Origin of the sequence: Escherichia sp. MOD1-EC4550 (assembly GCF_963876935.1) — a bacterium.
Lineage (GTDB): Bacteria > Pseudomonadota > Gammaproteobacteria > Enterobacterales > Enterobacteriaceae > Escherichia > Escherichia coli_F.
In genome coordinates this window covers 85,052-97,527 of sequence record NZ_CAWNSE010000018.1, presented here as the reverse complement: position 1 = coordinate 97,527, position 12,476 = coordinate 85,052, and the positions used below count along the sequence as shown (strand labels likewise).

The 12,476-nt window shown below is 50.8% G+C and carries 8 protein-coding genes; 4 read left to right on the top strand and 4 right to left on the bottom strand.

The genetic code is table 11. From position 1 onward, the window contains the following. Positions 1–158: 158 nt before the first annotated feature. Genes fdhE through fdnG form a run of 4 tightly spaced genes read right to left on the bottom strand, consistent with a single transcriptional unit; the run spans position 159 to position 5,682 of the window. Positions 159–1,088 carry a formate dehydrogenase accessory protein FdhE gene (gene fdhE / locus AACU19_RS15050; protein ID WP_000027715.1) on the bottom strand — a complete coding sequence of 310 codons (930 nt, stop codon included), beginning with the start codon at positions 1,086–1,088 and terminating at the stop codon, positions 159–161. Continuing rightward, positions 1,085–1,720, bottom strand: a complete 636-nt coding sequence (gene fdoI, locus AACU19_RS15045; RefSeq protein WP_000829013.1) for a formate dehydrogenase cytochrome b556 subunit — start codon at positions 1,718–1,720, stop codon at positions 1,085–1,087. The genes fdhE and fdoI overlap by 4 nt, the downstream gene beginning before the upstream one ends. Further along, positions 1,717–2,619, bottom strand: a complete 903-nt coding sequence (fdoH, locus tag AACU19_RS15040) for a formate dehydrogenase O subunit beta (protein WP_000331377.1) — start codon at positions 2,617–2,619, stop codon at positions 1,717–1,719. The genes fdoI and fdoH overlap by 4 nt, the downstream gene beginning before the upstream one ends. Before the next feature lie 12 nt (positions 2,620–2,631). After that, entirely contained in the window at positions 2,632–5,682 is a 3,051-nt protein-coding gene (gene fdnG / locus AACU19_RS15035) for a formate dehydrogenase-N subunit alpha (RefSeq protein WP_015953878.1), read from the bottom strand. Between the two features lie 193 nt (positions 5,683–5,875). Between fdnG and fdhD the strand changes: the two genes are divergently transcribed. The 4 genes from fdhD to AACU19_RS15015 all read left to right on the top strand — a co-directional run bounded on the left by fdhD (position 5,876) and on the right by AACU19_RS15015 (position 12,433). Then, complete coding sequence (gene fdhD / locus AACU19_RS15030) at positions 5,876–6,712, top strand: formate dehydrogenase accessory sulfurtransferase FdhD (RefSeq protein WP_039021507.1); 837 nt, start codon at positions 5,876–5,878, stop codon at positions 6,710–6,712. A 311-nt stretch (positions 6,713–7,023) separates the two neighbouring features. Further along, complete coding sequence (locus tag AACU19_RS15025) at positions 7,024–8,859, top strand: ATP-binding protein (RefSeq protein WP_039021506.1); 1,836 nt, start codon at positions 7,024–7,026, stop codon at positions 8,857–8,859. A gap of 1 nt (position 8,860) precedes the next feature. Beyond that, positions 8,861–11,167, top strand: a complete 2,307-nt coding sequence (locus tag AACU19_RS15020) for a hypothetical protein (RefSeq protein WP_105279123.1) — start codon at positions 8,861–8,863, stop codon at positions 11,165–11,167. Between the two features lie 210 nt (positions 11,168–11,377). Next, complete coding sequence (locus tag AACU19_RS15015; protein WP_105279122.1) at positions 11,378–12,433, top strand: YiiG family protein; 1,056 nt, start codon at positions 11,378–11,380, stop codon at positions 12,431–12,433. Positions 12,434–12,476: the final 43 nt, after the last annotated feature.

Here is a 12,476-nt window from a genome sequence, read left to right as displayed (position 1 = left end):
ATACCAATAACCTTATCGATGTGTTGGCGGGAAGAATGAGGCCAAACAGGCACTAACAGCATGGTCTTGAATGGGTAACGCGGAATACGAGAGATGGTGTCGTCATACCCTATGAGCTGTAATCCGGGCGACCTGCGCCACCCGGAAAACGTCAGAGATTACTCCCCTTCACCCGGAAACAGGAACGGGTTAATGGAACTGCGGGCGTAGCCTTCTTGCTCCATTCGCGCATCCAGTACCAGAGAGGCGAGGTCATCTGCCACGGCTTCAACTTTCGGCTCTTTTTCCTGATAAAGAATCTTCAGGTAAGTGCCACAGTCATCGCAGCTTTCGGCTTTAATCGCGGCCTGTTCGTCATCCAGCGACCAGTAATGCAGTTTGCCGCTCTGTTCACAGTTGCTGCATTTTACGCGCACTACGTGCCATTCAGTTTCACACAGGTTGCAGTGCAGGTAACGCAGACCCTGAGTGGTGCCAATTTGCACCATACTGGACACCGGCATAGAACCACAAACCGGGCAATATTGACGTTGTTCGCCGTATTCAGCGCGGGCTTTGCCGGGGATCAGATTGGCCATCTGCGCCCAGTAGAGCGACAGTGCGGCCCAGATAAACGGCGCTTTATCGCTGCTGACGGACGAGAAATCAGAGGCGAACAGCGCGCTGGCCATATCTTCCAGCTCCTGGCTTGATGCCTTCTCCAGATTCTCAATCACTGCCAGCGCCGGGCCGCTCATTTCAGGTTTCAGCTCAGCAATCATTGCCATCAGCAGCTTTTGCCAGTGCTTATCACGCGGCAAAACGTGAATATCCAGCGGTGGCTTGCCTTGTGCGCTGGCTTCTTTAATGCGCGCGGTCAGATCCATCTCCAGCGGATGGTCGTACAGCACCACTTCCTGGGCGTGGGCGATAAGCGCAGCAAAGCGCAGATAATCACCCAGCGGATTATTTTCTGCCAGCTCGCGCAGACGTTCAGCGCGGCGGTTGTATAAATTTTTGAGCCGAGGGAACAATAACGGCGGAATCATATCCGCCGTACGTTTCTCGCTCGAACCCAGCTCATCTTGCGGGATTATGCGAATACTCATTCAGCTTTCTTTTCCGTTGTCTTGCGGACCTCACGGTACCAGCGCGGGTGATGTTTCTTCGCCCAGGCGCTGGTAACCCATCCTTCCACCATGGCGGTAATCGTGCCTTTCACCCAAAGGGCGGCGTAGATATGCACCATGATAACCACAATTAACGCCACTGCGGCAAATGAATGCAGCATTAACGCGAATCGGATCACCGGGATTGAGAAAGCAGGCGCAAAATAAGGACGCCAGATAATCACACCGCTCACCAGCAGCAGGACCAGGAAAATAATCGCCGCCCAGAAAACGCATTTCTGACCGAAGTTATAACGCCCGGTGTCACCTACTTCCTCGTTGACGACGATCTTACGAATATTCTTCGCCCAAAAGATATCATCCCGATTGATTAGGTTGTGATGCCAGTAACGGAAAAACATGATGATGAACGAGGCAAACATAACCACGCCGACAAACGGGTGCAGAATGCGCGCCAGCTGCGGTGTGCCCATGATTTGCATCAACCAGTTGAAGGAAGGGAACAAAAAGCCCAGCCCGCTCACCGCCGCCAGGATGAAGCAGAAGGCGGTGATCCAGTGGTTGATACGTTCCGGCGCGGTGTAGCGCACGATGGTGTCACGTCGTTTCATTTGCGCTCCTCGTCTTTCTCTTCGTGCAGATTATTCTCTTCCTCATCCGCACGGTTCGGACCGACACCCACGTAGTGGAAGATACTGGCTGCGAAGGTAGCCGCAAAGCCAACAGCTGCGAGCGGTTTCCAGATGCCTTTCCAGAATTTCACGGTTTCGCTGATTTCCGGGTTCTCCGGCAAGCCATGATACAGATTCGGCTTGTCAGCATGGTGCAGCACGTACATAACGTGTGTACCACCCACGCCTGCCGGATCGTACAGACCCGCATTGTCGTAACCACGGGTTTTCAGCTCAGCCACGCGCTCGCTCGCCAGCGTTTTCATCGACTCTTTCGTACCGAAGTGAATCGCACCCGTCGGGCAGGTTTTCACACAGGCCGGTTCTTGCCCAACCACCACGCGGTCAACGCACAGCGTACATTTGTAAACGCGGTTGTCTTCCGGGTTGAGGCGCGGAATGTCGAACGGACAGCCCGCAATGCAATAACCGCAACCAATGCACTGCTCAGACTGGAAGTCGACGATACCGTTGGCATACTGAATAATTGCCCCTTCCGCCGGACACGCTTTCAGGCAGCCTGGATCGGAACAGTGCATACAGCCGTCTTTACGGATCAGCCATTCCAGTTTGTCGTTCTGCTCCACTTCCGAGAAGCGCATCACCGTCCACGATTTGGCGCTTAAATCATTGGGGTTGTCGTACACCCCAATGTTATTGCCGACGGTATCGCGAATGTCGTTCCACTCTGAACACGCCACCTGACAGGCTTTACAGCCGATACAGGTGGTGACGTCGATGAGTTTCGCCACTTCTTCCTGGAAGTCCCGCGCCTGAGGCGCGGGGGTCAGACCGTTAGTCGCGGAACGACGAATGATATCTTGAGATTGATAAGCCATATGTCGTCTCCGTTACACCTTTTCCACATTCACAAGGAAGGACTTAAACTCCGGCGTCTGCGTGTTCGCATCACCGACGAATGGCGTTAACGTGTTGGCAATAAAGCCTTTTTTCGCAACACCTTCATAGCCCCAGTGAATCGGAATACCGATGGTATCGATATCTTTGCCATTCGCTTTCAGCGTGCGAATACGTTTGGTCACCACCGCTTTGGCTTTGATATAGCCACGGTTGGAGGAGACTTTCACGGTATCGCCCTGGGCAATGCCAAGTTTATTCGCCAACGACTCCCCGATTTCCACAAACTGCTCTGGCTGCAAAATCGCATTCAACAGCGCGTGTTTGGTCCAGTAGTGGAAGTGCTCGGTCAGACGATAGGTGGTTCCGACATACGGGAACTTATCGGCTTTACCCAATGCTTCGGCATCGTCTTTAAAGATTCGCGCAGCCGGGTTCGAGATAACGTTTGGATGCAGTGGGTTAGTTCCCAGCGGCGTTTCAAACGGCTCGTAGTGTTCCGGGAACGGACCTTCCGCCATCTTATCGAGGGCAAACAGACGCCCCATGCCTTCCTGCTGCATGATAAACGGCCCGACGCCACTGCCCGGAGGCGCTGCGCTGTAGTCCGGAATATCCCAGCCGGTCCATTTGGTGCCGTCCCATTTCAGCAACTGACGCTTCGGATCCCACGGGTTACCCTGCGGATCTGCGGAGGCGCGGTTATACAGAATGCGGCGGTTAAGCGGCCATGCCCATGCCCAGCCCAGCGTGTTACCGAGGCCAGACGGATCGGCGTTATCACGACGCGCCATCTGGTTGCCTTCCGGCGTCCAGCTACCGGCGAAAATCCAGCAGCCACAGGAGGTGGTGCCGTCATCGCGCAGTTGAGCGAACGAGCTAAGTTGTTGGCCTTTCTTGACGATAACCGCACCGGTTGCCGGATCGGTAATATCGGCCAGCGCCTTACCGTTGCTCTCCATCGCCACTTCTTCCGACTTCGGCTCATGCGGGATGGCGTAGTTCCAGGTCATGTTCAGCACTTGGTCCGGGTTCGCGCCACCCTGTTCGGCGTACATCTTGCGCAAGCGCAGGAAGATACCAGAGAGGATCTCGCCATCAGTCAGCGCAATCCCCGGGGCGTCCGCACCTTTCCAGTGCCACTGCAACCAGCGACCGGAGTTAACGATTGAACCGTTCTCTTCCGCGAAGCAGGTCGATGGCAGACGGAACACTTCGGTCTGGATCTTCGACGAGTCCACTTCGTTCAGCTCACCGTGGTTCTGCCAGAAGTTAGAGGTTTCAGTGTTCAGCGGGTCGATAGTGACGAGGAACTTCAGTTTCGACAGACAACCGATCACTTTGTTTTTGTTCGGGAATGAGGCAACAGGGTTAAAGCCCTGGCAGATATAGCCATTGACCTTGCCCTCTTTCATCATCTCGAAGTATTGCAGGACGTCGTAGCCTTTATCCCACTTCGGCAACCAGTCAAAGCCCCAGCTGTTTTCTGCCGTCGCTTTATCACCAAAGAAGGCCTTCATCATGGAGACGAAGAATTTCGGGTAATTGCCCCAGTAGTTAACCTGGCCTTCCAGCAGCGGTTTCGGCGTATTGGCGGCAAGGTAGGTTTGCAGATCGGTCTGCTTCTCGCTTGGCAGCGTCATGTAACCTGGCAGGCTCTGCGACAGCAGCCCCAGGTCCGTCAGCCCCTGAATGTTGGAGTGACCGCGCAGGGCGTTAACGCCGCCGCCTGCCATCCCCATATTGCCGAGCAGTAGCTGGATCATCGCCATCGTACGAATGTTCTGCGCGCCAACGGAGTGTTGAGTCCAGCCGAGCGCGTAAAGGAACGAGGCAGTTTTATCGTGAGCACTGGTCTCTGCGATGTATTCGCAGACTTTCAGGAACGCGTCTTTCGGCGTACCACAGATGTTTTCAACCACATCTGGCGTATAACGGGAAACGTGCTGTTTCAGCAAGTTCCACACGCAGCGCGGATGTTGCAGCGTGGTATCGCGTTTGGCGAAGCCGTTTTCGTCCAGTTCGTAAGTCCAGGAGGATTTATCGTACTTGCGTTTTTCCGCGTCGTAGCCGGTGAACAGGCCATCTTCAAAGCCGTAATCCTCACGCACGATCAGGCTGGCGTTGGTATAGGCTTCGGTGTATTCGCGGTTGAATTTTTCATTGTTCAGCAGGTACAGCAATACGCCTGACAGGAAAGCAATGTCAGTACCGGAACGAATAGGGGCATAGTAGTCAGCCACCGCCGCCGTACGCGTAAAGCGAGGATCGATCACAATCAGCTTCGCGCCGTTGTGAATTTTGGCTTCCATCGCCCAGCGGAACCCGACCGGGTGTGCTTCAGCGGCGTTACCGCCCATCACCACGACGAGGTTGGCGTTCTTGATGTCGACCCAGTGGTTGGTCATCGCACCGCGACCAAATGTTGGAGCAAGACTTGCTACCGTTGGTCCGTGTCAGACACGCGCCTGGTTGTCGACCGCGAGCATACCCAGCGCGCGGGAGAATTTTTGCGTTAAATAGCCGGTTTCGTTACTCGACGCGGAAGCACACAACATCCCGGTGGAGAGCCAGCGGTTAACAGTCACGCCTTCGGCGTTTTGCGCAATGTAGTTAGCATCGCGGTCTTCTTTCATCAGTTTGGCAATGCGATCAAACGCCTCTTCCCAACTGATTTGCTGCCATTTATCAGAACCTGGCGCACGGTATTCCGGAAACTTCAGACGGCTTTCGGAGTGGATGAAATCCACCAGGCCAGCGCCTTTCGGACAAAGTGCACCGCGGTTGACCGGGTGATCCGGGTCACCTTCGATATGGAAGATAGATGCTTTGGCGTTTTTTGCTCCGTCACCGAGGCTGTACATCAACAGCCCACAGCCTACGGAACAATAGGTGCAGGTATTACGGGTTTCGCGGGTGCGCAGCAGTTTATACTGCCGGGTTTCCGCGAGTGCTACGCTGGGTGCAAAACCCAGTGCCGCTGCCGTGGTGCCTGCCATACCGCCAGCGCAGATCTTAAAGAACTGCCTTCTGCTGACCTGCATGGATTGCTCCTTGTTTCGACATTGTCACGTCCCATTTACATTCGCTTGCTGCGTGTGCAGGGAGTGGGAGTTATTTTTCTTTGCGGAAGGGGCCGCAAAGGTCCAGAATTGGCTCAATTTCCCTCCATCCAGGAAGGGTTTGTAACAGAATACCATAATGTTGGTGTGTGTGTTCTTATCCGGTTAATAGAAAGTGAAAAAAACACAGCAAAAAGAAATCAAAAATGTGACAAATGTCACAGGTGTTCGTCAAATTGAGTTATGGCGGCGTGACGATTTACAACACCCACGGTTAGATGAGGTGGCGGAAGAGGTTCCCGTTGCGCTGGTCTACAACGGCATTTCGCATGTGGTGATGATGGCGTCGCCCAAAGACCTTGAATACTTTGCGCTCGGTTTTTCGCTTTCCGAGGGGATTATCGAAAGTCCGCGCGATATCTTCGGTATGGATGTCGTTCCTTCCTGTAATGGTCTGGAAGTGCAAATTGAGCTTTCCAGCCGCCGCTTTATGGGGTTGAAGGAGCGTCGTCGGGCGCTGGCGGGGCGTACGGGCTGTGGCGTGTGCGGCGTGGAGCAACTTAATGACATCGGTAAACCGGTTCAGCCGCTGCCGTTCACTCAGACATTTGATCTCAACAAACTGGATGATGCATTACGCCATCTCAATGATTTCCAGCCAGTGGGGCAACTGACTGGTTGTACTCACGCCGCTGCCTGGATGTTGCCATCTGGCGAACTGGTAGGCGGGCATGAAGACGTGGGTCGCCATGTGGCGCTGGATAAACTGTTAGGCCGCCGGTCACAAGAAGGGGAAAGCTGGCTGCAAGGTGCGGTGCTGGTTTCCAGTCGTGCCAGTTATGAAATGGTGCAAAAGTCAGCGATGTGCGGCGTCGAGATTTTGTTTGCGGTGTCTGCCGCGACCACGCTTGCCGTAGAAGTGGCTGAGCGTTGTAATTTGACGCTGGTGGGCTTTTGTAAGCCGGGTCGGGCAACGGTTTATACTCATCCGCAGCGATTGATTCATAATTAAAGAAATACCGCAATTCTGATTCTGGATTGCGGTTTTATTTTTCTATTAAATAATCCTCAATATATTATTCAGCATTCAAATAATAATTTCACCACAAGAAATTATCTCGTTAAATCCGGGTTATATCGATATACTCCAGTCGCATTAATCCTTTAAGAATTAATCATTATTTATATAAGACATTTTGTTTTAATCATCGCGTCAATAAATAAATGTTTCCGATGAGTGAATGCAAATAACAAACCTTGCACCGGTTGTAAAAAACAGCAATGTATTTTCAATAGTAGGTGATGGATTATGAGTATTGAAAAATGAGTACATTACAGTTACCTGGCAGTTCATATTCTACAGAAGTTAATTTAAACGGTTTAATTGAGGTGCTTAGTAAGCATCTTTACTCCACTCCCGTAGTTGCCGTGCGCGAGCTGGTGCAGAACGGCCATGATGCGATTGTGCGTCGCAGGATTGAGCAGCCCGATGCGCCAAAGGATAACCAAATTCGTGTGGTGGCTGACGTGGCGAAGTCCACTATCACTATTACTGATACCGGTGCGGGTCTGACAGAAAGCGAAATTCACGGCTTCCTTGCTACAGTGGGCGTGGGTTATACCCGAATGTTGCGCCAGCAGGATGACAACACCGGTTTAATTGGTATGTTCGGCCTCGGTTTTTTGTCGGCCTTTGTACTGGCAAAAGAGGTCACGGTGTTGACCACATCCTGGCAAACGCCGGATCAGAGCTGGAAATACCACTCTACCGACGGGCAAAAATATACCGTTACGCCGCATCAGTCCTCGGAAACGGGTACGCAGGTGATTCTGACGCTCAAAGAAGAGTACAGCCATCTGGCGAGTAACAATTTGCTGAACCGCGTTCTTTCACGCTATTGCATATTACTGCACGAACCAGTCTATGTCGGTGATGCCAGCGAGCCGGTGAATAAACTGCAACCACCGTGGCGTGAAGTTGCCCCTGAAGGCGTAACCATGCACCGCGCGCTGGTACAGCGTAAAAATCTCGCCTTTGCCGCACAGTTTGAATCCTCCTTCGAACCGATTTGCACCATTCCGGTGGTGCCCGTGGGGATGAGCGACGCGGTTGGGATTTTATGGATTCAGGATGGCGCAACCTACGGCACCAGCGATAACCGCAACCTGTCGCTGTTTTTGCGCGGTATGTTACTGGATGATGAAGCGCGTGAGTTGTTACCTCCCTGGGCCGGATTTATTGGCGGCGTGATTGAGTCATCGAAACTAACGCCTACGGCGAGCCGGGAAGATCTCCAGCGGGACGAAACCTGGGTTGCGGTGCAGGAGGCGTTAAAGGAGGCGCTGATTTCTGGTTTGTCCGATCTCGCACAAAATCAGCCAGAAATCTGGCGGCGTGTATTAATGCGCCACAACGAAGCGTTGCTCGGTGCGGCATTATGTGATGACCGTCTGTTTGATTTGCTCAAAGATCGCTTGCAGGTGCCAACGTCAAAAGGGGCGTTGCTGGCGAAGGATTTACGCGTTAATAACAGCATTCATATTCTGTTAAGCCGCGACGGCGGTTTTGAAGAGATGTTGTTCCACATTCTGCAACGGCCCGTTGCCCGTGGCGATCGCTATGCGGTGGTGCCATTTTTACGTCGTTGGGCGCTGTTATATCACTGCCGGATTATCGAAGTCGGTACGCAAACGGGTAATGAGCAGTTGTTCAGCCTGGCAGAATTACCTGAAGAGCAGGTTGCTTATCTGGAAGAGCATCTTTGCGACGGCGAGCAATTAATTATCTCCCGCTTCGAACCAGCGGTTTTACCGCTCGTGGTCACGCCAGACCGCGAAGCAGAATTAAAACAAATTCTCGAACAGGATGACGCAGATAAACGCATCAGCACCGCAGCGTTAATGCTGGCGCGGCAATTTACCTCGCAAATCCAAAAGACTAAAACTTCAAGTCTGTATATCAATCTTAATAACCCCTGTGTCATGCAACTGGTGACGGCATTACAACACCATCAACAGCCAGCGGCAGCATTACGGTTATTAAAATCGCTGAAAGTGATTTTGTGCTCCAGTGGTAATAAAGAACAGCAGTGGGATTTACATCAGGCACTGGAAGATTTTACTCAGGTTATTCCTGTCTTAATTAATCAAGGAAAATAAAATGGATATATGGGAGTGGTATCACAAATATACTAAGGAGTTACGCGATGCCGGGCAGGAGTATATTCCGCAACTTATCGATGATTATTCGGAAGGCGTTATGCACCTGCAAATGGAAAAGTGCGATTCGCTGTTACCTGAAGTAAAAGCACTTACCCAGGTGGCAAAAAATCCGTGGCTGGAGATTTTTATTGGTCACTGGGAAATGCGCCATCGCCTGACTAACCGCGAAGAAGGTGAAAAAGTACTGCCTGACGTAGTGGCGCTGTTTGAAAAAGCGCACCGGGAAGAGACAAAAGATTGCCCACAATCTATCTGCGTTACCCAGGATTTATCCGCCTGCTACGAAAATATTGATGCACCTGGCTGGGCGAATGAACGTATGGCGGTATGTGAAGAAACCATCGCGCGGATTGATCCGACCTGGAGCTGTTTTCAGTGTTTGTCCACTGAATATGCCAGTGCACTGATAGATTCCAAAAGAATAGAGGAGGCATTGGCTTATCTGGATCGACAAATCGACGCAGTTAAAGCAGCCGGGGAAGATGATATTGATGCATTACTTTATACTCGTGCCGATATTCTGATTGAACTTCAGCGTTATGATGAAGCACGCATACTGATTGATGAGCTGACAGAAGCCAATGATTACTGGGGCCGCGACCGCATTAGTAATCACCTCAAAAAACTGTACATCATGGCGTTATGCGGGCAGGACGAAGAAGTCTGGGAGGAATTACCGCGTTGGTCAGATCTGACTCCCCATTCATGGGGGTCATGGCTGAAAATCATTACTGTGTTACTTCCCCGTCATCCACAAAGAAACAACTGGCAACTGGCGCGCATCATCCAAAAAATGCTGGAGCACCGCTCGCAGGCCGGAGCGCACCGCAAAGTGGTTGATCTGGCGAAACTGCAAATTACCCTGGCGCTGGAGCGTGAATCCGTCTGGGTTGCCAAAATAGCGATGAAACTGGCCCAGCGACACATGCCAAAATTACGCGTGTTACTGGAGGTTGATCGTGAGTTTCTCGAACTGAGTGAAAAAATCGCCGCCAAAGAAGCAGAGTTGCTTGCTCGTCCGGTTGTAGAAGTACCTGAAAATAGCGATGAAGAAACGCAACCAGATCCAGAAAAAGACGTCGAAACATTCCGCCGCGCTTACCTGAACGCGCCAGATGATGCGGAATTGCTGGGCAAACTGGTCAATGCGTTAAACGCCTGTAATGCGATTGATGAGTCGATTGAACTTCTGCAACGCTACGTCGAAAGCCACATCCAGGAAGATAATGGTCTTTGCTTCGAGCTGTTGGATTTATTGCTCCACCGTGACGATCTGCAAACCATTGAGCACCTGGCGAAGCAGTATGAACAGGCGGGGCTGCTACATATGGCCTTGTGGTTCCGTGCGCGAGTGATCAACCAACAGGAAGACTGGAGTGAACTCGAGTCGATTGGACACCAGTTGCTGCAACACGAAAAAGGGCGTGAGTGGGTTGGCGTTTATCGCATGTGCTCCTGGGCAGCACAAAAACAGGAAGCCTGGGATCGACAGCTGGATTATTTACAACAATTGCAGCAACTGATGATTAGCCGTGAAGAAGATATTCGCAATCTCCAGTGGGATATCATGGCGACCGCCAGCATCCTGCAACAATGGGATTTGGTTCGTGCTATTGCCGCTGAACTGGAAATCGAGCTCATAGAAGGCGAAGGTTTTATTGACGAAAAATGGGGGCTGCTAAACATTCGCTTCCGGGAAAATTATGAATATCGATATTACTATGCTCAACGTATTGGGCCGGTAACAGCAAGGATCATTGAGCCGACTTACCGCACCGATTATCCGCAACATGTTGATGAGGTTGTGGTATTCGATGCAGAAATGTTAAACACCCGCCCCGAAGACGAAGAAGAGCAGAAGAATTTCACGCCACTTTATGCCTGCCTGCAAACCATTATCCCCACCGAGTACGGCGAGTCCTGGTTCTGTGAAGGAGTCATGCCTGGTGAAGAAGAGTTTAATACTTTCCGTGAGGCGCTTCGTGAACGAAACTGGTACTACTGGAGCAACAGTAATGACGACTATACGTTAACGGACAGTCATCAGGGTGAAGATGCGCAGCCACTTCCCGCATTCTACTTTGTTATCAGTGCGCCGCGTTCAATTTCTAAAGGTGATATCGATAAGACCTTGCACGAATTGACCGCTGACTGGGAACATCCGTTGTGCTGGTGGCGTCTTGCCAAAGAAGCCGGGGCGAATGAAGAGAAACATGCTGCTATTGCCGAACGCTACGGGATGTAGTGCATGATTAATGGTGGGGGACATGACACTCCCTCCCGCAAAGGTTGTGCCGTTAATTAAAATAAGTCCTGTGATTTAGAAATTAAATTACAGGACTTATTCATTTTATGAATATTATCGATTTATTTATAAACAAAACGCGTGTAGTGACATTTTCTTTTTTCATTTATTATATTCACTCTCTTATTTATCTATTTATAAGGCAATTAAATGAAAAGGAATTTATTATCTTCCGCTATTATAGTCGCCATAATGGCCCTCGGTATCACTGGTTGTGACGATAAAAAATCCGAAACAGAAACTCCCCCGCCTGCCAATAGTCAACCTGCCGCACCAACTCCTGAAGCGAAACCTACTGAAGCTCCCGTTGCAAAAGCAGAAGCTAAACCTGAAACACCTGCGCAACCGGTGGTCGATGAACAAGCGGTTTTCGACGAAAAAATGGATGTCTATATCAAGTGCTACAACAAGTTACAGATCCCGGTACAGAGCAGTCTGGCGCGTTATGCTGACTGGCTGAAAGATTTTAAACAGGGGCCTACCGGTGAAGAGCGTACTGTTTATGGCATCTACAGTATTAGTGAATCGAATCTCTCTGAGTGTGAAAAAGGAATAAAAAGAGTCGTGGCATTAACGCCTGCGCTGCAACCTATTGATGGCGTGGCGGTGAGTTATATCGATGCTGCTGTGGCGTTGGGTAATACCATTAACGAAATGGATAAATATTACACCCAGGAAAATTATAAAGACGATGCGTTTGCGAAAGGGAAAACGCTGCACCAGACATTCTTAAAAAATCTTGAAGCCTTTGAACCTGTAGCAGAATCTTATCATGCGGCGATTCAGGAAATTAACGATAAGCGTCAGCTTGCGGAACTGAAAAATATTGAAGAAACAGAAGGAAAAACATTCCACTACTACTCCCTGGCAGTCATGATTTCAGCGAAACAAATTAATAACCTGATATCGCAAGATAAGTTTGATGTTGATGCGGCAATGAAGAAAGTCTCTGAACTGGAAACGCTGGTGGCGCAGGCCAAAGAAGCGGATAAAGGCGGTATGAATTTCTCGTTCATTAATTCGGCAGACCAGTATCAACTCGAGGCTAAAAAATATGTTCGCCGCGTCAGAGATAAAGTTCCGTATTCTGACTGGGATAAAGAGCAACTTCAGGATGCAAACACAAGCTGGATGGTCGACGACTCATTTCCGCGAGCGTTACGCGAGTACAACGAAATGGTCGATGATTATAATCGCCTGCGTTAAACGTTTTTATTTTTGCTGAGAAATACAAGGTCGGATGCGGCGT